The following is a 20,677-nucleotide window of genomic DNA, read 5'->3' on the forward strand; positions in this document are numbered from 1 at the left end:
ATATTTAAGAATGTCCGCTCTCACAGAGCGAAAATTGCACGCGCCAAGCCTCCGGCAAGCTGCCTGCGGCAGGGTGAAAAATGGACAACAGCAAGGGATTTCTCCGCAATGCCGAAACGTCTGCTCCTGTTTGTATCCCTCGTCAGCCTTGCTGCCCCTGCCTTTGCCGTCGATCCCGCCATCAAGAAGCAACTTGAAAAACTCGATCCCTCGACCCGTCTGGAACAGAGCTGCGACACCGAGGCGATGAGCCGCATCAACCAGGAAAGCGCCGGCTTCAAGCCCGACAAGGTGATCGCCTATACCTTCAAGGACCCGATCCCCGGCGATAATTCGCTGCAGGCCCCGGGCGCGGTCTTCCGCAGCAAGGGCGATTGGTATCATCTCTCCTACAATTGCATCACCGGCCCGCAGCATATCAACGTGCGCGAACTCGACTACCAGATCGGCGACAAGGTGCCGCGCGAGAAGTGGGACAAGTATTATCTCTACGATTGATGCCCTTGGCTTTGTTCGGGCGGCAGCGGTGACATCCGGCCACATGGCGCCATGCAAAAGCATCCGCTAAAATCTGTCGAAACCGACTTGTAGAAGCCTCTGATATGAACCGCATCCTGCTCGCTTCGGCGTTCCTTCTGACCACCATCGCTCCCGTACTGGCGGACGAGCTACCGTCAGCGCTGCCAGCCTCGGCCGCTGTGAGCGCGGCCCCGAGAGCGCCGGTGGCAAAGCTCGTCGAGCCGCATCTGCATATCGCCCGCTCCAACCTTGCTGGCCATGCCCGCATTGCGCTGACCTTCGATGCCTGCATGGGGCAGGCAGATGAGCGCATCCTGTCGACGCTGGTGCGCGAACGCATCCCGGTGACGATCTTCGTCACCGCCCGCTGGCTGAAGCATAACCCTGCCGCGGTTGCCGTGTTCCTGCAGAACCCCGATCTCTTCGAACTCGAAAATCACGGAGAGAACCATATTCCGGCCGTCGACACGCCGACGCTGATCTATGGCATCGCCTCGGCGGGCTCGCCGCAGGCGGTAAGGCAGGAGGTCGAAGGCGGCGCTGCCGCCATGGTCGCGGCCGGGATTCCGGCGCCGCGCTGGTTCCGCGGCTCGACCGCCAAATATGACCTTTCCGCCATCGGCGAAATCCGCGCCATGGGATATCGCATCGCCGGTTATTCGGTAAACGGCGACGGCGGCTCGCTGCTTGGGGCTGCGATTACCGAAAAGCGCATCGCCTCGGCCAAGGATGGCGATGTCGTCATCTCCCACGTCAACCAGCCAACCCATGCCGCGGGCGAGGGCGTGGCCAAGGCGCTGGTCGACCTGAAAGCCAAGGGCGTGCAATTCGTCCGTCTCGAGGACGTCGAGGATATGGGCGACGACAAAACGACGGAGTAGTTTTGTAGGGCGTGCCGTGTGAGCCCCCTCTGCCCTGCCGGGCATCTCCCCACAGGTGGGGAGATCACAAGTGGCCAAACCTTCGCGCTCGTTTACCGCTCCGGCGGGCTGCAACGCCAGTTGTTTGGGGAAGCCGTTGCGTCCAGCCAATCTCCGCACCTGTGGGGGAGATGCCCGGCAGGGCAGAGGGGGGGGCTGGCACGGCACAACAGTCAATCCGAAGCCTTTACCGCAGTTCACTCCCAGCCCCCAACCTATCCTCTCCAAACCGCCGCAGCCCCGGCCCATCCCTGTCGAGCGCGAAATCCTCGAACCAGTCGCGATGCATGCCTGCGAGCATCGCCCCGATCATCTGGGCTGCGAGATAGGAAAAGGTGATGCCGTTGCCGCCGTAGCCGTAGGCGGCGAGCACATGCGGCATCTCAGGCACCGGGCCGATCAGCGGCAGGCCGTCGGTCGTTTCGCCGAAGGTTCCGCACCAGGCGTGTTCCACCCGCGTATCAGCCTTCGGCCATAGCCGCCTTACTTTCTCCTGGATCGCGATGGTCTTGGCCGGCAGCTTGCGGTCGCGGGCTTCGGGATCGGCCGTGCCGTCATCCTCGCCGCCGGCGACGATGCGATTATCCTCGGTCGTGCGCATGTAGAGATAGGGGTGACTGTCCTCCCAGATCAGCGCCCTGTCGCGCCAGAAATTTGCCGGGTCCTGAGGCACGGTGGCGAGCGCCCAGCTCGAGCTGGTGCGGTGCAGCTTCGGCATGTCGATGCCCGGCATCGAATAGCCGGTCGCAAGCACGGCGCGCCGCGCCTCGATGATATGGCCTCCGTCCGTCTCCGCCGTGACGTGATCGCCTTCGCTGTGAAGTGCTGTGACGGAGGCGCTCACCAGTCGCGCGCCGCGCCGGACGGACATTTCGATCAACGCCCAGGTCAGAAGCAGCGGGTCGCACTCCGCCGAACCCGGTGAATAGATCGCCCCATCCCGGTCGAACTCAAATTGCGTGAAGAGATCGGGATGTTCGAGATAGACGCCGGGCAGGCCGGCCCGGCGGCGAAGCTGGCGCTCATCGAGGAGATTGCGTGCCCCTTCGCGACCCTCGGCGAGATAGAGCGTGTTGCGCGGCCGGAAGCCGCAGGCAATCCCGTTTGCGGCGATCAGCTTGGAAAGGCCGGCGACCGCAGCACCGCTGCGGCGATAGATGCCGGCGGCGCGTTCGAAGCCGTAATAGTCCTCAAGCTCGATGAGCGTGCTGTCGATTTCCCATTGCAGCATCGCCGTGCTCGCCACGGTGCTGCCGAAACCGGGCTTCTCCCGGTCGATGATAACAACGGAAAAACCGCGCGCCGTCAGGTGTTCGCCGACCAAAGCGCCAGTGATGCCGCCGCCGATCACGGCGACGTCGGTGGAAAAGCTTTGCTCCATCGGCCGCCACTCCGGCCGTACGCCGCTTTTTCCCCAGAGAGAACGGCCGCTGACCATCTGGTCGTGATCGGATTCGTCGAGATCGAGATCAGAGGCCACGCATGTCTCCCCGGTTGATCATTTCGGCAGTTGCGGCTGCGGCTTTTCCTCGATCAGCAATTCCTCGATGATCGTGATGACGATCAGCGACAGCGGCAGCGCCAGCATAGCGCCGACGGCGCCCCACATCCATGTCCAGAACAGAATGGCGAGAAAGACGACGAAAGGGTTGATTTCCAGCCGCCGTCCCATCACTGCCGGGAAGATCAGGTTTTCCATGAGAAGATGCACGGTAAAGAAGGCCGCGGCCGGTATCAGGCCAATGACGAGGTCATCATGGGAGAGAATGCCGGCGACCGCGACGGCAAGCGTCATCAGCGTGATGCCGAGGTAGGGAATGAAGCTCGACAGGAAGGCGAAGAAGCCCCAGAGCACCGGCGCCGCCAGCCCGCCCGTATAAGCGATGACAGTCATGACGACGCCGAGCCCGATATAGATCAGCGAGGCTGTGGCGAAGTAGAAGCCAAGCACCTGCTCGACGGCATTGATGACGCGGATTGCCGCCAGGCGTTGCGTGCGGGTGCGGAAGGTCATGATGATCGTCTTGCGCAGGTTGACCCGGCTGGCCAGGAAGAGCAGCAGCGCCGCAAAGAAGATCATCCCCTGCACGACAGCCGGCGTCAGGCTGGTCGTCACCACATGCAGCACGTTGCCGGTGTTTTCGAGCAGCGCACCGATCGACATCGGCCCGCTTTCGAATGTCGCCGGCGTGATATGCAGCCATTGGATGCGCTCGAGATAAGGCATGACGCGGTCCATGGTCCGCTCGGCAAAGGCCGGCCCCTCATTGGCAAACGTCATCAGCGGGCCGGCGAGCGAGTTGATCACCAGGAAGATCACCAGCGCCACGCCGCTTGACAGCATGAAGGCGTTGGCCAGTCGCGGCACGCCCATCCTGCTGAGTTTTTCCGCCGCCATGCCGAGGATCATCCCGACGACGACGGCAAGTGTGATCGGAATGAGGATCAGCGACATCATGTAGACGGCGGCAAGGCCGAGAATGCCGAAGATGCCAATGATCGCCCAGGCCATGCTGATATCGAGACCGTCCTTTTCCAGCCGGTGCAGCGGCGGCGGCGGCAGCTCTTCGGCTGCCTCCTTCAGCGTCTGCGCCCAGGCGCTGGTGCGGCGTTCGCCGATCGCGATCTTCTTTGCCTGTTTGCGGATGCCGTTGGCGATGCCCATGCGGTGAGGTCCCCGAAGCCTCATTGCTTCGTCACGAAAACGCGCCGATGCGGTTCCGGTTCCGTGGGGGCCTCCAGGGCGCTTGCCGCGTGTCTTCGCGCATGGAGCATTCCATGCGTGAACGTCTCCAGTCGCTAAGCGCGTCGCATCAAATTTGATGCATGCGACGCGCTTTAGTCCTTTGTTTGTATGCATGTCGCCCGGAAACACCGGGCACTTCCGGGCGACATGCATCAAGGCTGATCTGTCACGGCAAGGAAATTACGCCAAAAGCGTCAGGCCGATGCCCCACGGGTCCCTGAGGAACACGCCGCCATCGCGCTTCTCGCTCTTGATCTCCAGCGCGTCGAGCTTGGAGATCGCCGCATCCAGCGTCGCCTTGTCGTTGAACCGGACCTTGTAGTCCGAAAGTCCGGTCATATTGTCGGCGCGTGCGACAGCACCCCTGCTGTTCCAGATATTGGCGGCGATATGATGATGGTAGCCGCCGGTCGCAAAGAAACTCGCGCCGGGTCGGCTCGCCATCAGCTTGAGGCCGAGGACGTCGCGGTAAAAGGCGTCGGCCTTAGGGATGTCGCCGACCTGCAGATGCAGGTGACCGATCGCCGTTCCCACAGCCATGCCGCTCCAGTGCTCATCGGCCGCGCTGTCATAGAGCGCCTGCAGGTCGAGCCGCAGCGTTGCCATGTCGACCATGCCGTCCTGATCGAATTTCCATTGTTCGTGAGGCCGGTCGGCATAGATTTCGATCCCGTTGCCTTCGGGGTCGGACAGATAGATTGCCTCGCTGACGAGGTGGTCCGAGGCGCCGTCGAGCACGACGTTATTGTTGGCGGCATGGCGTAGCCAGCGTGCGAGTTCCGCCCGATCCGGCATCAGGAAGGCGGTGTGGAAAAGGCCGGCGGCATTGCGCGGCGCGATTGCGGCGTCCTTGGCAGTCGTCAGCGTCAAAAGCGGCAGATCCCCGACACCCAGCACTTGCCCGCTCGCCGTCTTCTCGATGACCTTCAGCCCGAGCATCGATTGATAGAAGCCGGAAACGACAGCGAGGTCGGTCACCACGAGATGCGACTGGTCGATATAGGCTGGCCGCGTCAGCGCATAGGAAGTTTCGGTCGTCATGGATTGTTCTCCTGCTCCTGATCTGGCCTGTAGAATGGACGGCGCGCCGGCGGTGGCGGCGAATGTGCCGCGCATGGCAAGGCCGAGAAAGCTTCGTCGATTCATCCGCCTCTGCATCCTCTGGGCTGCCGTACCTGATCCCTATATGGCGGATTCCGATTGTTCACAGAAGATCCGTTTTTGAAGATGAAGCGTTGAGCAGGTGTTGACGATGACGTCCACTTGATCGCGGTCAAAGCGTCCATATCTTCTTTAGAGGAAGCTTATGCATCTCAGTCATGGAGGGAAGCCATGTACAGGAAGATCATCGTGGCGATCGCGCTCGGCGGCATCGAAAAGGGAGGCACGATCCTCCGCAAGGCCGCGTCCCTGCTCGACGACGGCGGCGAGATCGTAGCGCTCAACGTCATCGAGGATGTGCCGACCTATGTCGCGATCGAACTGCCGGCCAATATGGTCGAGGACGCCATGCAGGACAGCCGCGACACGCTAAAAGCGCTGATCGCCGCAACCGGAATTGCGGCAACCGTCGAGATCCGCAACGGCCCACCTGCCAAAGCGATCATTTCGACCGCCGAAAGCCACGGAGCCGACCTCATTATCGTCGCCTCGCATGTTCCGGACTTTTCCAATTACTTCATCGGCGCCACCGCCGACCGGGTCGTGCGCCACGCCAAATGCTCGGTGCTGGTCGACCGGCAGAAGGTTTGATGCGTAGCTGCTTCGCCGTCAATCAGCCTGTCACGAAGATTTACCGCCCGTGCGCTTTGCCGCAGTTGCGCACCCGTCGGTTCGATGCGACGATTGCAGTCGGGGTCTGAAACGGATTGGCGGGCATGGCCGAGTTCAACGGCATTCGCTGGGCTTACGACAGATATGAACTAATCGCCGATGGTATCGTCCATGGCGTCGGTCTCGTGCTGGCGCTGATCGGGGCCACCATGCTGATCTTCTACGCCACGCTCTGGAGCTCCTACGGCGCGCTCGCTGCCGCCTGGATCTATGGCGTCGGGCTGGTGTTGACGCTGGCCATTTCCTTTTCCTACAACGCCTGGCCGGTCTCGCGCACCAAATGGTACCTGCGCCGCTTCGATCATTCGGCGATCTTCCTGTTGATCGCCGCCACCTACACGCCCTTTCTCGAACGCGGCGCCGACGACCCGCTGCTCTTGTTCATGCTGGTTGCGATCTGGCTGTTCGCCGCCGCCGGCATTATCCTGAAATGCGTCTTTCCCGACCGTTACGACCGTGTTGCCATCCTGCTTTATCTCGCCATGGGCTGGAGCGGCGTGCTGGTGGCCGGGCCTGTCGCTTCGCGCATTCCCTCCACCTCGATGCTGCTGATCGTCATCGGCGGGGTCATCTATTCGCTTGGCGTCATTTTCCATGTCTGGGAGAAGCTGCGCTTTCAGAATGCCATCTGGCACGGTTTCGTCGTCACCGCCGCGGCGGTGCATTATTCGGCCGTCTTCACCTGTTTTAGCCTGCCGGGGCCGGGCCTCTAATCACGGCCGTGCCCAAAGTCGCCGGTATTTCGCATCCGCCGTTTACATCGTTCGAGGCCGGGCGTATGCCCCTTTCGCAGACAATACGAACGGGCAATCATGACAGACGCTGTCCTCCTCCGCGATGCCACCGAAGCCGATCTCCCAGCCATCCGCGATATCTACAATCACGCCGTCGAGCACACGACGGCGATCTGGAACGATACGCTGGTCGATCTCGAAAACCGCCAGGAATGGATGAAGGCGCGCAAGGGCCGCGGGTTTCCGGTCATCGTCGCCGAGCTGGCAGGCAGGGTCGCGGGCTATGCCTCCTATGGCGACTGGCGCTCCTTTGATGGCTACCGCCACACCGTCGAGCATTCCGTCTATGTCGACAAGGATTGCCGCGGCGCCGGCATAGGCGAGCGCCTGATGCGGGAACTGATCACCCGTGCTGCGGCAGGAAATATCCACGTGATGATCGCCGGCATCGAGGCGGAGAACACCGCTTCGATCAGGCTGCATGAAAAGCTTGGTTTTCGCATTGCCGGCAGATTTTCCGAGGTCGGCACCAAGTTCGGCCGCTGGCTGGACCTCACCTGCATGGAGCTTCGCCTGCCTCTGGACTGATCCGGCATCCCATTGTGAAGGGCGCGCCATCTTTTTATTGTAGTCTGAGCTGTGTAAGAAAGTGGAGGCAGCCTGCTTCGCGCGAGGCGGCCTCAGAATGGTATGGAGGTGAACAGTTCAATGGCAATGCACGGATCGTCGCTCGGTCTCCTTGCCCTCGTCCTTCTGGCATTTGCGCCGGTTGCCGCCCCGGCGGCCGATTGCGGCAGCCTGGCCTCGCCGAAGCTCGACTGGCAGGAATGCACCAAGAAGAACCTGATGCTGCAGGGCAGTGATCTCGAAGGCGCCGACCTCGTCGGCACCGATTTCTCGCTGACGGATCTCGCCGGCGCCAACGTCAAATCCGCCAATCTCGAAAAGGCAACTTTGGTGCGTGCCTCACTCGAGGGCGCCCACGCCGAAGGCGCCAACTTCGCCAAGATCGAGGCCTATCGCGCCAGTTTCGCCAATATTGCCGCCGACGGCGCCTCCTTCGCCGGCGCCGAACTGCAGCGGGCCAATTTCGCCGGCGCCACGCTTGCCGGCGCGAGCTTCGAAAAGGCCGAGCTCGGCCGCGCCGATTTCGACAAGGCGGTGCTGACGGGCACGAAATTCTCGTTCGCCAATCTCTCCCGTGCCGATCTCTCCGGCGCCACCTTCGAAGGCCCGCCGATATTCGAGCGCGCTTTCATGTTCCTGACCCGCATCGAAGGCCTTGACCTCTCGGCCGCAGCCGGGCTCGAACAGGCGCAGATCGATCTCGCCTGCGGCGATGCCTCGACCAAGCTGCCGGCCGGCCTTTCGGCGCCGACAACCTGGCCATGCCCTGCCGAACACGAGTGATTGGGCGGGGGCCGGTTAGCGCCGGACGCTGCCCCTCACCCTAACCCTCTCCCCGTAAACGGGGCGAGGGGGCTTGCCATACGAGAGGTTTGTGGGGAACGGAGAGGGTGCGGCACACCACCTTCACCCCGCAAGCGGGGAGAAGGTGCCGGCAGGCGGATGAGGGGCAAGACTGGCTTCTGCGCCGAACGCTTACTTCCCAGCCTCGAACACCATGGAATGGCCATTGATGCAGTAGCGCAGGCCGGTCGGCGGCGGGCCGTCGGGAAAGACGTGGCCGAGATGGGCTTCGCAGTTGCCGCAGCGGATTTCGGTGCGCACCATGCCAAAGGCCGTATCGCGATGCTCGGTCACCGCATCCGGCGACACCGCTTCGAAATAGCTCGGCCAGCCGCAGCCGGCATCGAATTTCGTGTCGGAGCGGAAAAGCGGGGCATTACAGCCGACACAGCGGTAAAGTCCTGTCTCGAAGGAATCCCAATAGGGGCCGGTGAAGGCGCGCTCGGTGCCGTGCTGGCGCGTGATGCGGTACTGCTCGGGGGTGAGCTGCTCTTTCCATTCGGCATCGGTCTTATGGATCTTGGCGGTGGTTGCAGTTTCGGACATGCCATGCTCCTTTCGCCGAGGGGCGGTTCCGTTTCGCGAGAAATGTGGTGTGCCGTCGTCAGTTCATCAAGTCTAGAGCGGCGCGCCGTGAGATTGGCCGCATACCGCAATTGGGGGAAGACGCTTGCTTTTACATCCGTTAGGGAGTTTCTGTTAGGGTTAATGTTACGTGCATTGGGGATCACTGGTGTTTGAAGCAGCAATCGTCCTGCTCTACGGCCTCGTAGCCGTGGCCGCCTTGGCGGTCACGCTGTTGGAAGGCTGGGCCAACCATGACGGCTTGACGCTCCATCGTCTCGCCGGGCTTTTCGCCTGCCTGCTTTGGCCGCTAACGCTGCTGATCTTCATCCTGCACGGTTTCGTCGCCCGGCTGCTGACGCGCCGTTCTCGATCGGCGGCCTGATCCATCACCATCGCTGCGCCCCTTCGCCCTCCGATCGAAATTGCTTGAGACGCTCTACCATTTCGCCTAAGTCAGAGGGCAGCCGGTTTTCTCCGGCTTTCGTCTGTTGCTGGTAGAGGAGGAGACATGGCCGATGTCACGGCTCTGACATTTTTGGCCCTGTGTCTGCCGCTCGCCGGCGCTCTTGCCGCCCCCTTCGTCATCCGCATCTTCGGCGCTAACGGCGCCTGGCTCCTGGCGATCGCTCCGTTGCTCGCCTTCCTGCATTTCCTGCGTTTCGTTCCCGAGGTTGCGCGCGGCGAGGTCGTCACCGGCGGCTATTCCTGGGTGCCGAGCTACAATCTCTCCTTCTCCTGGTTCCTCGATGGCCTGTCGCTGGCTTTCGCGCTGCTGATCACCGGGATCGGCACCCTGATCGTGCTATATGCTGGCGGCTATCTCAAGGGACACAAGGATCAAGGCCGCTTCTTCTCCTTCATCTTTCTGTTCATGGGCGCCATGCTTGGCGTCGTCGTTTCCGACAGTTTCCTGATGCTCTTCATCTTCTGGGAACTGACATCGATCACCTCCTTCCTGCTGATCGGCTTCGATCACGAGCGTCAGGCGGCTCGCCGCGCCGCCCTGCAGGCGCTGGTGGTGACCGGCGGGGGAGGGCTCTGCCTGCTGGCCGGCCTGCTGCTGCTCTGGAACATCTCAGGCGTCACGCAGATGTCGCAGCTTATGGGATTTGGCGATGCCGTGCGCGAAAGCCCGCTCTATCTCGCCACTCTCATCCTGGTCCTTGGCGGCGCCTTCACCAAGTCGGCGCAGTTTCCCTTTCATTTCTGGCTGCCGAACGCCATGGAGGCGCCGACGCCGGTGTCTGCCTACCTGCATTCGGCCACCATGGTGAAAGCCGGCGTCTATCTGCTGATGCGGCTCAACCCGGTCATGGGGGCGACGCCGGCCTGGGAAATCCTTCTGCCCTTCTTCGGCGGGCTGACGCTGTTGGTCGGCACCGCGCTTGCCATCCGCCAGACGGACCTGAAGCTCAAGCTCGCCTATACCACCGTCTCTTCGCTTGGCCTGCTCGTCATGCTGATCGGGTTTGGCTCCGAACATGCGGTGGAGGCGGCGGCGCTCTATCTGGTGGCGCATTCGCTGTTCAAGGGCGCGCTCTTCATGGTCGCCGGCATCATCGATCACGAGACCGGCACACGTGATATCACCAGGCTCCGCGGCCTGATGCGGGCGATGCCGCTGACATGGGTAATTGCGCTTGCGGCGGCGTTCTCCATGGCCGGTCTGCCGCCATTCTTCGGCTTCCTCGCCAAGGAGGAGATCTATACGGCCCTGGTCGGCGGCGATGTCCGCGCGCTGACCTTCACCGCAATCACCGTTTTCGGCAACGCGCTGATGTTCGCCGTCGCCTTCGCGGTATCGCTGAAACCCTTTCTCGGCCAACCGGCGGAAACGCCGAACCATCCGCACGAAGCGCCTGTGCTGCTCTGGCTCGGCCCGGCCGTTCTCGCCTCCCTCGGCTTTCTTGGCGCGATCTTTTCAGACTTCACTCACGCCGTCCTGTCCTCTTCCATCGCCGCCGCCATCCGTCAGGACCCTGTAGAGATCGACATTTCGCTGACGCCGCATCTCGGCGGGCCGTTGGCGCTCTCCGCCCTGACCGCGCTGCTTGGTATCGGCGTCTATTGGCAGCTCGATCGCGCCCGCTTTTTGATGGTTGTCTTCCTGCGCGCCGCCGGGAGCGGCCCGGATCACGGTTTCGACCTTGCCATATCCGGCCTTGTTCGCTTCGCCGCCCGCACCATGCGTGTTCTCCAGCCGGGGCGGCTGCAGACCTATGTTGCCTGCACCTTCCTCTCAGTCGCCGCCATCCTCATCATTCCCCCTATCGTCTACGGTGAGCTGCCGCACCCTCCCGCCTGGCCGGCCGATGTCGAGCTTTATGAATGGGCGGTTTTGCTGATTGCCACCTTCGGCCTTGCCGCCGTGCTCGTTGCCCGCGACCGGCTGACGGCGATCGTCTCGCTCGGCATCCAGGGTTTTGCCGTCGCCATCATTTTCCTGCTGTTCGGCGCGCCGGATCTGTCCTTCACCCAGTTCATGGTCGAAACTCTGTCGGTGGTCATTCTCGCCCTGGTCATGACCAGGCTCCGTCTTTTGCCGGCCGACGGGCGCCCGCTCGGTCGCAGGGTCTTCGATGGTGCGCTTGCACTCATTTGCGGCCTCGGCTTCACGCTTCTGCTGCTGCGGGCGACCCAGGTGCCGTTCAACGACGCGCTGACGGTATTCTTCAACGCCTATTCGAAAACGATTGCCCACGGCGCCAATGTCGTCAATGTCATCATCGTCGATTTCCGCGGCACCGACACGCTCGGCGAAATCGCCGTCGTCGCCGTCACCGGCCTTGCCATCCTTGCGCTGATCCGCATCCGCGCCGGCACCGAGCGCAAACTTGCGGCCAATGACCCTGCGGTGGAGACAGAGGGCTGATGAACACCCTGATTTTCCGCACGGTTGCTCCGTTCCTCACGGCATTGATGCTGCTATTTTCGGTCTTCGTGCTGCTGCGCGGCCACAACGAGCCGGGCGGCGGCTTCATTGGTGGGCTGATCGCCGCCTCGGGACTGGCGATCTATGGCATTGCCCGCGGGGTTGCCGCCGTTCGCCGCGCGCTGTTTTTCCATCTGCTGTCGCTTGCCGGCTTCGGCCTGCTGCTGTCGACGGTAGCAGGTCTTCTCTCCATTCTCTTCGCCGTTCCCTTCATGACCGGCCTCTGGATCTATCCGAACCTCTTCGGTCTCGAAGTGCCGCTGTCGAGCGTCATGCTCTTCGACATCGGCGTCTATCTCGTCGTGCTCGGCGCCATCACCTCGATCGCCCTGACATTGGAAGAAAAGGAAGTGGCATTGGAAGAAAAGGAGATGGAATGATGGAACCGCTTCTCGCGATCCTCGTCGGCCTGTTCTTCGCCGCAGCCATCTATCTGATGCTATCGAAATTCACGATCAGCATCATGCTCGGCATCGCCATCCTCGGCAATGCCGTCAACCTTCTGCTCTTTACCAGCGGCCGGCTGACGCGTGGGGTGCCGCCGATCATCCCGGCCGGTCTCGACGCCTTGCCTGCCGGCACGGCCAACCCGCTGCCGCAGGCCCTCATCCTGACGGCGATCGTCATCTCCTTCTCCTTCCTCGCCTTCCTGCTGGTGCTGACCTACCGCGCCTATCAGGACCTCGGCACCGACGACACCAGCGAAATGCGCGCCGCCGAGCCCGACGACCGGCCGCTGCCGCCATTGGGGTATTGAGGCGGATGTCGGTGTCGGTGATTACCCCCCTCAGCCCTGCCGGGCATCTCCTCCACAAGGGGGGAGATCGGCTGGGGGCGAAATCTCACCCTGGTCAGATGCCTGGGATGGGCGAAGCGGATGGGGGTGCAATTAATATATCGGGAAGCGGGCGCGTCTTGCCGACCTCCCCCCTTTTGGGGGAGGTGCCCGGCAGGGCAGAGGGGGGTGCGCCACGGTACGCCCCCTGCGATGCCGAGGGCCGTACTTGATGGCCGCTCCCACCTCCACCGTCGATCTCGCCGCCGCCCTGATCACCGCCCCGGTTCCCATCGGCCATTGGCTGGTGATCCTGCCGGTCGCCCATTGCATCACGCTGGGTGCTGTTCTGCTCATGCTGCGCAACCATCCCCGCCTGCAGGCATGGCTCGCCATCTCAGGCCTTGCGATGCTGGCACTGATCGATGCGGCGTTGCTCGCCAAGGTTTCGGCCGAAGGGCCGCTCACCATGGTCATGGGCCGCTGGCTGCCGCCCTTCGGCATCGCCTTCACTGTCGATCTCCTTGGTGCGCTGATGGCCTTCACCGCAGCCCTTGTGGCGCTTGCCGCCGGCATCTATGCGCTTGCCGATATCGGCGAAAGTGGCCGGCGGTACGGTTTCTTTCCGCTGCTCATGTTGCTGATGGCCGGTGTCAGCGGCGCCTTTCTCACTGGCGATGTTTTCAATCTCTATGTCTGGTTCGAAGTTCTGCTGATCTCTTCCTTCGGCCTGATCATCCTTGGCTCCGAACGTCAACAGATCGACGGTGCGCTGAAATATGCGGTGCTGAACCTCATCGCCACGACGCTGTTCCTGATTGGCGTCGGCATCCTCTATGCTGCCTTCGGTACGCTCAACATGGCCGATATCGCGGCAAGGGCGAAGGATTTGCGCGGTACCGCGCCGCTGATGACCCTGGCCAGCCTCTTCCTGCTCGCCTTCGGCATGAAGGCGGCAGCCTTCCCGGTTAATTTCTGGCTGCCCGCCGCCTACCATACGCCGCGCATCGTGGTCTCCGCGCTGTTTGCCGGCCTACTCACCAAGGTCGGGATCTACGCACTGATCCGGGTGATGGTCATGCTGCTGCCGGTAGAGCGACAGGAATTGAGCCTGGTGATCGCGCTTGCCGCCGCCGCGACCATTGTCGTCGGCGCTCTCGGCGCCCTTGCCGAAAACGATATCCGCAGGCTGTTCGGCTATGTCGTCATCTCGGGCATCGGCAACATGCTCGCCGGCGTCGCCCTTGGTGGCCCAGGCGGTGGCCCAGGCGGTGGCATTGACGGCGTCAGCGGCGCGGTCTTCTATGCGCTCCATTCCATGGTTCTGATGACGGCGCTTTATCTGGCTGCCGGCGAGATCGCTCGGCGTGGCGGTGGCTTTTTACTGTCCGAGCTCGGCGGGCTCTATCGGCAGAGCGGCGCCTTCGCCGCGCTCTCCCTCGTTCTCTTCCTTGCCGCCTGCGGCCTACCGCCTTTTTCCGGCTTCTGGCCGAAGGTCATTCTCGTCAAGGCCTCGCTCGATCTCGGTGACTGGTGGCTGGCGGCCGTAATCCTCGTCGGCGGTTTTCTAACGACGATCGCCTTCGGCCGCCTCTTCCTGCTCGCCTATTGGCGCCCGGCGCCGGTAGAACTGATGCCGTCCGAGGCCAGATGGCGCACCGGCCTGCCACTGGCGGCATTAACGGCGCTCACCATCGGCTTCGGCATCCTGCCGGAACAGCTGCTGGCGCTGTCGCAATCGGCCGCTGCCGGTCTTGCCGATCCAGCGGCCTATCTCCATTCGGTCTTCCCCGGAGACGCGCGGTGATCGCCTTTCTCTTCAACCTGCTGCTTGCCATTGCCTGGGTCGCCGTTACCGGTAGCGGCTCGCTGCACAATCTCGTCTTCGGCTTCCTGCTTGGCGCCCTGGCGCTGGCCGTCATCCGCGAACCTTTCGGCGGCACGGGATATCTGCGCCGCGCTCGTCTGGTGCTCTCGCTCGCCGCTCTGTTCCTGAAGGAATTGTCGTTGTCGGCTTGGAAAGTCACGCTCACCATCCTCTCGCCTGATATGAAGCTGAAGCCGGGCATCTTCGCCTTCCCTCTGACGGTGACGAGTGATTTCGAGATCACTTTGCTCGCAAACCTCATCACCCTGACACCCGGCACGCTTTCGGTCGATGTCTCCACCGATCGCCGCACGCTCTATGTCCACGCGCTCGATTGCTCCGATCCCGAGACAACCAGGCGGGATATCGCCAATGGTTTCGAACGCAAGATCATGGAGGCTTTCCGGTGATCACACCTGCCGCCATTATCGCGGTCGCATCCTCGGCTGCCCTTGTCATCCTCGGCCTGGCGTCGATTCTGACGGTCTGGCGCGTCGTTGCCGGCCCGACATTGCCGGATCGCATCCTCGCCCTCGATATGCTGACGGGCATCGCTATCGGTTTCATCGCCGTCATCGCGATCAAAACAGGCTTTTCGCTCTATATCGATATCGCCATCTCGCTCGGCCTCGTCGGCTTCCTGGCGACGGTCGCCTTCGCCCGATTCGTGCTGTCGCGCGGCAACATCAAATCGCCGGCATCTGCCTCTCCGGTAAAGACCGGCGCGAAAGGGCGTCATGCGGGAGGAAAGAAGCGATGATCGATTATATTCTGGCTGCCATTGTCGCTCTGCTGCTGATCGCCGGTGCGTTTTTTGCTCTTTCGGCGGCGATCGGCCTGGTCAGGCTGCCCGATCTCTATACCCGCATGCACGCGGCCTCGAAGGTGGGTACCGTCGGCGCCGGGCTGCTGCTCCTTGCCGCCGGTCTCTATTCGCAGGACCTGGCGATTCTCGTCCGCGCCATTGCCGGCTTCGTCTTCCTGTTGCTGACGGCGCCGGTCTCTGCCCATCTGTTGGCCAGAGCCGCCCACCTCTCGGGATATGAGCTCGGGGCTGTTTCGGTCCGCGACGATATGCACAAGCGCTGAGCCTATGCTGTGCGCTGCTTTACCAGATTTATGCAAAACTTATGCACAGGAACCTGTGAGTAAAGCTTGCCCGTGGGTGCCTTAATTCTTCATCTGTCATTTTTTCTCAAGAAAAACGACAAATAATAATTGGCCTTTTGGCCAAACGATGCTATTTGAAAATGCAAGTAGAGTTCTGATTGTGAGTTACAATCGTACTGCTTCCAAGTCCCTCAGTTTTGATTTTTTATGTCTAAACTGCGGCCATCGCCTGGGGCATGACGTAGTGGTTTGCAGTCAGGCAGTATAAGAACAGGTCTCGCTCTTCGGAATCTAGGGGTGGATTTCGCGTTTTTCGAAACAGAAGGTCGGTCATGTGCTTTTGCTGTTCGCTTCTACGAGGCGGGTCTTTGACGTAACAGTCAAAGGCCGTTTGAGCATGCTAACAGGAGAAAAAATATGACGGAAATGGCGACCGGCAATGCGCCGGAGCTGCTTGTGGAACTGACGGCCGACATCGTCGCGGCTTATGTCAGCAACCATGTTGTCCCGGTCAGCGACTTGGCAAATCTGATTTCCGACGTGCATTCGGCACTGAGCAACACGTCCGTACCGCAGCCTGCTGCGGCCATCGTCGAAAAACAGAAGCCTGCAGTCTCTGTCCGCAAGTCCGTACAGGACGAGCAGATCACGTGTCTGGAATGCGGCGGCAACTTCAAGTCCCTCAAGCGTCACCTGATGACGCATCACAGCCTCTCGCCGGAAGACTACCGCGAGAAGTGGGACCTGCCGACCGACTACCCGATGGTAGCGCCCGCTTATGCCGAAGCGCGTTCGCGCCTGGCAAAGGAGATGGGCCTGGGTCAGCGCCGCAAGCGCGGCCGCGGCTGAGCTTTTTCGAAAGCCACCAACGACAAAAGCCGGGTCTTGTGCCCGGCTTTTCTGTATGCGCTCGAGGCGGGGGCGCTGCTCTATGCTTCGCTGGCGGCCGCAGACTGTATTCCTGTACTATCAGCAAGTGTTAATATACTGATCCGCTGAGCCGGCGCTGTGCGAATCGCTTGGCCCGGGATCTGGCAAAGCCCGTCAAACACTTCAAGCCGCGGCGCGAATCGTTGCTTCTTCCCGGATCCTGTTGACCATCGACCGCAGTCCGTTCGAGCGCTGTGACGACAGGTTCTCCACCAGACCGATCTTCGAGAAAATCTCGAAGGCATCGAGCCCGGCGATCTCGGATGCCGTCTTGCCGGAATAGGTGGCGAGCACGATGGCGACGAGGCCGCGCACGATATGGGCGTCCGAATCACCCTCGAAGCTCATCACCGGGTTGTCGGGATCGCCTGTCGTATGCGTCACCAGCCACACCTGGCTGGCGCAGCCCATTACCTTGTTTTCGGACGTACGCTTCTCCTCGGCCAGGTCGGGCAGCGCCTTGCCGAGTTCGATGACATAGCGGTAACGGTCTTCCCAATCGTCCAGGAAGGCGAAGTCGTCGATGATCTGGTCGAGGGATGCCATGGAGAAGCCTTTCACGATTCAAGCAATTCCAACAAAGCTGCGCAGCGGTTCGGGTCCGGAATGCGTCAGGAAATGCTCTAGATGTGCATATAGGTGAAAGATCGGCGGATTTGAACCGTTAAAGCAATTCCGGGAAAAGTGCGAAGCGGTTTTTCGTCCGGAATTGCGTACACAAAGATAAAAAGAAACGCCGCGAGGGATGGGCATCCTCACGGCGCAGCAACATGCTGAATTAAACAGGGCAGGCACGTCAGGCATGGGGCATTTCCGCGTCATGCGGACCACCGATGCAAGTTCAGAAAAATCAGATCGCCGGCTTCGGCGTGGGTAGCGGGATCGCGCCGGTGACAACGGTCTCGGCAGAGGCGTCATCCTCGACCGGCGGCCGGTAAGGCATCGGCTGGTTCAGCGCGGCCTTTGCCTCACGCAGCTTTTCCTGGATTGCAGGTGCGGCCAGCGAAGGCATGTTGAGCGCCACCGGCACCTGCGGTTCGGCGCGCTTTGCGGTCGCCGGCGCCTCGTCCTTTAACTGGCTGTCGAGAAGTTCGTAGGCGACGCGAGCGCCTTCACGGGCCCGGTAGCCGAGCGCCGTGGCGGTTTCGGCGCCCTTGGCGCAGACCTCGGGCTTTTCCGAGCACATGCCTGTGAGATAGTCATAGGCGCCGCTTGCCGCCGTAAACGCGTCGGAAAGCTGCAATTGCGGGCCGTTGGCGAGCTTGTCGGAACTCTCCGTGCTGAAGACGGAAAGAAGCACGAGCACAAGGCCAAACCAGAAGGATCCTTTGATCAGAAACCACATTGTCGTTGCCCATCCTGTTTTCCCGTCCGGTTCTTGTCGCCGAATCAGGCCGGTTGTCCGGTGTGTTTTCACCCTACCGCCAAGTTGCGAACGCCGCTTTTCGAAACTCACGGGCATTTGCGGCAAATTTAGTTCAAATTTTAGCGAACGGTATTTGACGGACATTTTAGTCGAATGCGAGCGATCGCCGTTAAGCATCAGGGCAGCACCTGCTTGCAATTGCAGGGCTTTTGCCGGCTCGCCTTGCCACAGGAGTTAATGCAATGCTGAAATATGAGGAAAATCCGTCGCTTACCTGCTATTAACCACAAAAGGCAAAGAGCCTTCCAGATGCTTCAAAACGGGAATTTCGGGGGTTTCGGGCTGTGAACAGCGCTTTTGCCTTAGCCTTTCTTTAAGTCGCCAAGGCCTATTGTCCGGATCGATAGACAGCCTTTCGGGCGGGTATTGCGTGCGTGTATTGAGTAACATTGGCGGCTGGGTGACGGCCCTCGTAGACCGGGCGGCGACAAGCTGGCTCTCCCGGACGGGCGGCGGCGAAGCCGTGCGCCAACGCGAGCTCGCGATCCTGCGCCGCCTCGTGCTGTTCTCATCGGCCGCTCTTATTGCCGCTCCTGTCGGCCTCTCGGCGGTCACCAGTCCGGCCGTCGCCTTGCCGGCAGGTGTCGCCATGGTCTGCGCTGCCTTTCTCTTTTCCGCCGTCGGCAGCATCGCGCTCGCCCGTCAGGGCTCATCCGCCGGTATCGCGACGCAATCGGCCGAGGATTTCTTCCTTGCCGCCACCCCCGGCCTCGTCTTCTTCCTCGACCCGCATGGCAGCGTGGCGACTGTCGGCGGCCGTGACCGGCGCGATTTTCTCGCCTGGATGCGCGATCCCAAGGGCAGGGGTTTCCTGGAACAGGTGCATGTCTCCGACCGCATCCTTTTCCTGCAGGCGCTCGATGGCCTGCGCCGGGGCGAGGATGCTCAATGCGTCGATCTGCGCATCGACCGCCCCTCGGTCGCGCGTGATCAACGCCAGTTCGCTTATCTCAGAATGGACATGACGGCCCGGCGCGACGCCGATGGCGAACTTGCCGCTGTCATTGCCCAGTTGCACGATGTCTCCGTCGAACAGCAGCTGCGTGCCGAGGCTCAAAACCGCGTCGCCGATGCCGAATCGGCAAACGACGCCAAATCGCGCTTCCTCGCCGCCGTCAGCCACGAGCTGCGCACGCCGCTGAACGCTATTCTCGGTTTTTCCGACATCCTGATCGGAGAATATTTCGGCAAGTTCGAAAACGATCGCCAGCGCGAATATGTCGGCCTTGTGCGCGAATCCGGCGCGCACCTCTTGTCCGTCGTCAACACCATGCTCGACATGAGCAAGATCGAAGCCGGCCGTTACGAGCTGATCCTCGATGCCTTCGATATATCAAGCTCGGTCAAATCCTGCGAATCGATGCTGGCATTGCAGGCCAAGACCAAGGGCCTGACGCTGACCAGCCGTATCCAGCGCGGTCTCGGCGAGATCGTCGCCGATCAGCGCGCCATCCAGCAGATCCTGATCAATCTCGTCGGCAATGCCATCAAGTTCACCGAGGCAGGCGGCGTCGTCTCGGTCGATGCGGCGGCGCGCGACGGCATCCTCAAGCTAACGGTCAGCGATACCGGCATCGGTATTGCGGCCGACAAGCTGGCATTGCTCGGCCAGCCCTTCGTCCAGATCCAGAACGACTATACCCGCCGCTTCGAAGGCACCGGCCTTGGTCTTTCCCTGGTCAAGGGGCTGGTGGCGCTGCATGGCGGGCATTTCGCCATCGCCAGCCAGCCCGGCGAAGGCACGATCATCACCATCGAGATCGCGGTGGACGGCTCGGGCGCCGTGTGCGCCGAAGACGCCGGTCATGGCGCGACTGTCGAGTTCCCGCCGCGGCTGAAGGGCGCGGTCCATACAGGTGCAGAACTGGGGGAGGGGCGTTTCGATGGCCGCGCGCAAGCGAAAATCGCCTAAGGGAAAAAGGGGACGGCAGCAGCCGGGCCTCCTGATGTCAGGTGCCGCCGCCCTGGGCGGTCTCAGCCTGCAGGGCGCATCCGTGCTCGGCGGCGTCATCGGCCGCAATCCTTCGGTTGCCGGCGGCACGATCACCTTCGTCGTCATCTTCTCCTTCGTCGCCGCCAACGCGCTCTGGTATCAGCCGGGCCTGCATCCGCATCCGATTTTCCGCACCCGCGATCCGCAGTCTCCAAATGTGCTCGGCGCCCGCCGCCCAGCCGAGGAGCAGCAGGGCGACGTCACCACCTTCCGGATCGAACGGCCGGAGGATACCGCGACCACCACCAACGCAACGCCGGCGCCTGCCGCGCCCGGCCAGCAGCCGAACCAACTTGTCATGGACATCCAACAGCAGCTGGTGCGCCGTGGCCTCTATAACGGCATACCCGACGGCGTCATCGGCCCCCGCACCAGTGCGGCCATCCTGTTCTTCGAGGAAACCGTCGGCATGGTCCAGACCGGCGATCCGACACCCGGGGTACTGGCGGCGCTGAAGACCGATGCCGCCGGCCCATCGACCGTGCCCGCGGAAAAGCCGCCCGAGGATGTGAGCTCGAAGGCGGCGGCGGAAGACCCGGTGGCAGCGGCGATCCGCAGCGCCGAGAAGACCGTCAGAACCGCTTCGTCATCCGCAAAGCAGGTTCCATCAAGCGAAATCACCAATGTCGACCTGGTGCTGAAGATCCAGAAGGGTCTTTCCAACATGGCCTATGCCAATGTCGGCGTCGACGGCGTCGCCGGCGAGCAGACCCGCGCGGCCATCCGCCATTTCCAGAAGCACTACAACCTGCTCGAAGATGGCGAGCCAAACCAGGCGGTTCTGAAAAAACTCAAGGAAATCGGCGCGATTTAAACTCGAAACCGCCCTTACCATGACCGGAAACTCTCGCAGCC

The 20,677-nt window shown here is 61.9% G+C and carries 23 protein-coding genes; 17 read left to right on the forward strand and 6 right to left on the reverse strand.

Annotated features, from left to right (window positions below; genetic code table 11):
• Positions 1–108: 108 nt before the first annotated feature.
• Positions 109–498, forward strand: coding sequence for a DUF930 domain-containing protein (locus tag J3O30_RS06860; protein ID WP_007626817.1), 390 nt, complete (start codon positions 109–111; stop codon positions 496–498).
• Positions 499–602: 104 nt separating this feature from the next.
• A complete protein-coding gene (locus J3O30_RS06865) occupies positions 603–1,400 on the forward strand; it encodes a polysaccharide deacetylase family protein (RefSeq protein ID WP_207583494.1) in 798 nt (265 codons plus the stop codon).
• 226 nt (positions 1,401–1,626) lie between these two features.
• Here the strand turns inward: J3O30_RS06865 and J3O30_RS06870 are convergent, their stop codons facing one another.
• From J3O30_RS06870 to J3O30_RS06880, 3 genes are all read right to left on the reverse strand, one after another.
• Positions 1,627–2,919 (reverse strand): FAD-dependent oxidoreductase, encoded by a 1,293-nt coding sequence (locus J3O30_RS06870; protein ID WP_207583495.1) that lies wholly within the window; start codon positions 2,917–2,919, stop codon positions 1,627–1,629.
• 18 nt (positions 2,920–2,937) lie between these two features.
• Positions 2,938–4,104, reverse strand: a complete 1,167-nt coding sequence (locus J3O30_RS06875; RefSeq protein WP_207583496.1) for an AI-2E family transporter — start codon at positions 4,102–4,104, stop codon at positions 2,938–2,940.
• Positions 4,105–4,365: 261 nt separating this feature from the next.
• Positions 4,366–5,331 carry a VOC family protein gene (locus tag J3O30_RS06880; RefSeq protein ID WP_207583497.1) on the reverse strand — a complete coding sequence of 322 codons (966 nt, stop codon included), beginning with the start codon at positions 5,329–5,331 and terminating at the stop codon, positions 4,366–4,368.
• A 186-nt stretch (positions 5,332–5,517) separates the two neighbouring features.
• Between J3O30_RS06880 and J3O30_RS06885 the strand changes: the two genes are divergently transcribed.
• From J3O30_RS06885 to J3O30_RS06900, 4 genes are all read left to right on the forward strand, one after another.
• Positions 5,518–5,937: a universal stress protein gene (locus J3O30_RS06885; protein ID WP_207583498.1), complete on the forward strand. Its 420-nt coding sequence runs from the start codon at positions 5,518–5,520 to the stop codon at positions 5,935–5,937.
• A 125-nt stretch (positions 5,938–6,062) separates the two neighbouring features.
• Positions 6,063–6,731, forward strand: a complete 669-nt coding sequence (locus tag J3O30_RS06890; protein ID WP_207583499.1) for a hemolysin III family protein — start codon at positions 6,063–6,065, stop codon at positions 6,729–6,731.
• A 99-nt stretch (positions 6,732–6,830) separates the two neighbouring features.
• Positions 6,831–7,340 carry a GNAT family N-acetyltransferase gene (locus tag J3O30_RS06895; RefSeq protein WP_207583500.1) on the forward strand — a complete coding sequence of 170 codons (510 nt, stop codon included), beginning with the start codon at positions 6,831–6,833 and terminating at the stop codon, positions 7,338–7,340.
• A gap of 120 nt (positions 7,341–7,460) precedes the next feature.
• Complete coding sequence (locus J3O30_RS06900; RefSeq protein ID WP_207583501.1) at positions 7,461–8,162, forward strand: pentapeptide repeat-containing protein; 702 nt, start codon at positions 7,461–7,463, stop codon at positions 8,160–8,162.
• 192 nt (positions 8,163–8,354) lie between these two features.
• On the opposite strand, the gene msrB is transcribed toward J3O30_RS06900, so the two are convergent.
• Positions 8,355–8,768 carry a peptide-methionine (R)-S-oxide reductase MsrB gene (gene msrB / locus J3O30_RS06905; protein WP_207583502.1) on the reverse strand — a complete coding sequence of 138 codons (414 nt, stop codon included), beginning with the start codon at positions 8,766–8,768 and terminating at the stop codon, positions 8,355–8,357.
• 187 nt (positions 8,769–8,955) lie between these two features.
• Between msrB and J3O30_RS06910 the strand changes: the two genes are divergently transcribed.
• The 9 genes from J3O30_RS06910 (at position 8,956) to J3O30_RS06950 (ending at position 16,322) form a co-directional block, all read left to right on the forward strand.
• Positions 8,956–9,171, forward strand: coding sequence for a hypothetical protein (locus J3O30_RS06910; protein WP_207583503.1), 216 nt, complete (start codon positions 8,956–8,958; stop codon positions 9,169–9,171).
• A gap of 126 nt (positions 9,172–9,297) precedes the next feature.
• Positions 9,298–11,661 (forward strand): putative monovalent cation/H+ antiporter subunit A, encoded by a 2,364-nt coding sequence (locus tag J3O30_RS06915; RefSeq protein ID WP_207583504.1) that lies wholly within the window; start codon positions 9,298–9,300, stop codon positions 11,659–11,661.
• Positions 11,661–12,101, forward strand: coding sequence for a Na(+)/H(+) antiporter subunit B (locus J3O30_RS06920; RefSeq protein ID WP_207583505.1), 441 nt, complete (start codon positions 11,661–11,663; stop codon positions 12,099–12,101). The genes J3O30_RS06915 and J3O30_RS06920 overlap by 1 nt, the downstream gene beginning before the upstream one ends.
• Positions 12,101–12,478, forward strand: a complete 378-nt coding sequence (locus tag J3O30_RS06925; RefSeq protein ID WP_207583506.1) for a Na+/H+ antiporter subunit C — start codon at positions 12,101–12,103, stop codon at positions 12,476–12,478. The genes J3O30_RS06920 and J3O30_RS06925 overlap by 1 nt, the downstream gene beginning before the upstream one ends.
• 250 nt (positions 12,479–12,728) lie before the next feature.
• Entirely contained in the window at positions 12,729–14,303 is a 1,575-nt protein-coding gene (locus J3O30_RS06930; protein ID WP_207583507.1) for a Na+/H+ antiporter subunit D, read from the forward strand.
• The gene (locus tag J3O30_RS06935; protein WP_207583508.1) at positions 14,300–14,773 is read left to right on the forward strand and encodes a Na+/H+ antiporter subunit E; all 474 of its coding nucleotides are present in this window, start codon (positions 14,300–14,302) and stop codon (positions 14,771–14,773) included. The genes J3O30_RS06930 and J3O30_RS06935 overlap by 4 nt, the downstream gene beginning before the upstream one ends.
• On the forward strand, positions 14,770–15,123 hold the full coding sequence (locus tag J3O30_RS06940) for a cation:proton antiporter (RefSeq protein ID WP_207583509.1): 354 nt from the start codon (positions 14,770–14,772) through the stop codon (positions 15,121–15,123). The genes J3O30_RS06935 and J3O30_RS06940 overlap by 4 nt, the downstream gene beginning before the upstream one ends.
• On the forward strand, positions 15,120–15,452 hold the full coding sequence (mnhG, locus tag J3O30_RS06945; protein WP_207583510.1) for a monovalent cation/H(+) antiporter subunit G: 333 nt from the start codon (positions 15,120–15,122) through the stop codon (positions 15,450–15,452). Before J3O30_RS06940 ends, mnhG begins: the two co-directional genes overlap by 4 nt.
• Before the next feature lie 438 nt (positions 15,453–15,890).
• Positions 15,891–16,322, forward strand: coding sequence for a MucR family transcriptional regulator (locus tag J3O30_RS06950; RefSeq protein WP_007626776.1), 432 nt, complete (start codon positions 15,891–15,893; stop codon positions 16,320–16,322).
• Positions 16,323–16,526: 204 nt separating this feature from the next.
• On the opposite strand, the gene J3O30_RS06955 is transcribed toward J3O30_RS06950, so the two are convergent.
• Together J3O30_RS06955 and J3O30_RS06960 are read right to left on the reverse strand one after the other, a co-directional pair.
• Positions 16,527–16,949, reverse strand: coding sequence for a SufE family protein (locus J3O30_RS06955; protein ID WP_207583511.1), 423 nt, complete (start codon positions 16,947–16,949; stop codon positions 16,527–16,529).
• Positions 16,950–17,253: 304 nt separating this feature from the next.
• Positions 17,254–17,748: a DUF5330 domain-containing protein gene (locus J3O30_RS06960; RefSeq protein ID WP_207583512.1), complete on the reverse strand. Its 495-nt coding sequence runs from the start codon at positions 17,746–17,748 to the stop codon at positions 17,254–17,256.
• A gap of 451 nt (positions 17,749–18,199) precedes the next feature.
• On the opposite strand from J3O30_RS06960, the gene J3O30_RS06965 reads away from it, so the two are divergent.
• Both J3O30_RS06965 and J3O30_RS06970 read left to right on the forward strand, forming a co-directional pair.
• Positions 18,200–19,741, forward strand: a complete 1,542-nt coding sequence (locus J3O30_RS06965; protein ID WP_207583513.1) for a HAMP domain-containing sensor histidine kinase — start codon at positions 18,200–18,202, stop codon at positions 19,739–19,741.
• Positions 19,713–20,636, forward strand: a complete 924-nt coding sequence (locus J3O30_RS06970; protein WP_207583514.1) for a peptidoglycan-binding domain-containing protein — start codon at positions 19,713–19,715, stop codon at positions 20,634–20,636. The genes J3O30_RS06965 and J3O30_RS06970 overlap by 29 nt, the downstream gene beginning before the upstream one ends.
• Positions 20,637–20,677 lie beyond the last annotated feature (41 nt).

The organism is Rhizobium sp. NZLR1 (assembly GCF_017357385.1).
In the GTDB taxonomy this organism is placed as follows: Bacteria; Pseudomonadota; Alphaproteobacteria; order Rhizobiales; family Rhizobiaceae; genus Rhizobium.

Excerpts from the sequence above, each read along its gene's own strand:
- J3O30_RS06915 (WP_207583504.1), top strand. The coding sequence starts at position 9,298 with ATGGCCGATGTCACGGCTCTGACATTTTTGGCCCTGTGTCTGCCGCTC.
- J3O30_RS06865 (WP_207583494.1), top strand. The coding sequence starts at position 603 with ATGAACCGCATCCTGCTCGCTTCGGCGTTCCTTCTGACCACCATCGCT.
- J3O30_RS06875 (WP_207583496.1), bottom strand. The coding sequence starts at position 4,104 with ATGGGCATCGCCAACGGCATCCGCAAACAGGCAAAGAAGATCGCGATC.
- J3O30_RS06920 (WP_207583505.1), top strand. The coding sequence starts at position 11,661 with ATGAACACCCTGATTTTCCGCACGGTTGCTCCGTTCCTCACGGCATTG.
- msrB (WP_207583502.1), bottom strand. The coding sequence starts at position 8,768 with ATGTCCGAAACTGCAACCACCGCCAAGATCCATAAGACCGATGCCGAA.
- J3O30_RS06900 (WP_207583501.1), top strand. The coding sequence starts at position 7,461 with ATGGCAATGCACGGATCGTCGCTCGGTCTCCTTGCCCTCGTCCTTCTG.
- J3O30_RS06880 (WP_207583497.1), bottom strand. The coding sequence starts at position 5,331 with ATGAATCGACGAAGCTTTCTCGGCCTTGCCATGCGCGGCACATTCGCC.
- J3O30_RS06895 (WP_207583500.1), top strand. The coding sequence starts at position 6,831 with ATGACAGACGCTGTCCTCCTCCGCGATGCCACCGAAGCCGATCTCCCA.
- J3O30_RS06885 (WP_207583498.1), top strand. The coding sequence starts at position 5,518 with ATGTACAGGAAGATCATCGTGGCGATCGCGCTCGGCGGCATCGAAAAG.
- J3O30_RS06955 (WP_207583511.1), bottom strand. The coding sequence starts at position 16,949 with ATGGCATCCCTCGACCAGATCATCGACGACTTCGCCTTCCTGGACGAT.
- J3O30_RS06970 (WP_207583514.1), top strand. The coding sequence starts at position 19,713 with ATGGCCGCGCGCAAGCGAAAATCGCCTAAGGGAAAAAGGGGACGGCAG.
- J3O30_RS06860 (WP_007626817.1), top strand. The coding sequence starts at position 109 with ATGCCGAAACGTCTGCTCCTGTTTGTATCCCTCGTCAGCCTTGCTGCC.
- J3O30_RS06950 (WP_007626776.1), top strand. The coding sequence starts at position 15,891 with ATGACGGAAATGGCGACCGGCAATGCGCCGGAGCTGCTTGTGGAACTG.
- J3O30_RS06925 (WP_207583506.1), top strand. The coding sequence starts at position 12,101 with ATGGAACCGCTTCTCGCGATCCTCGTCGGCCTGTTCTTCGCCGCAGCC.
- J3O30_RS06890 (WP_207583499.1), top strand. The coding sequence starts at position 6,063 with ATGGCCGAGTTCAACGGCATTCGCTGGGCTTACGACAGATATGAACTA.
- J3O30_RS06930 (WP_207583507.1), top strand. The coding sequence starts at position 12,729 with ATGGCCGCTCCCACCTCCACCGTCGATCTCGCCGCCGCCCTGATCACC.
- mnhG (WP_207583510.1), top strand. The coding sequence starts at position 15,120 with ATGATCGATTATATTCTGGCTGCCATTGTCGCTCTGCTGCTGATCGCC.
- J3O30_RS06960 (WP_207583512.1), bottom strand. The coding sequence starts at position 17,748 with ATGTGGTTTCTGATCAAAGGATCCTTCTGGTTTGGCCTTGTGCTCGTG.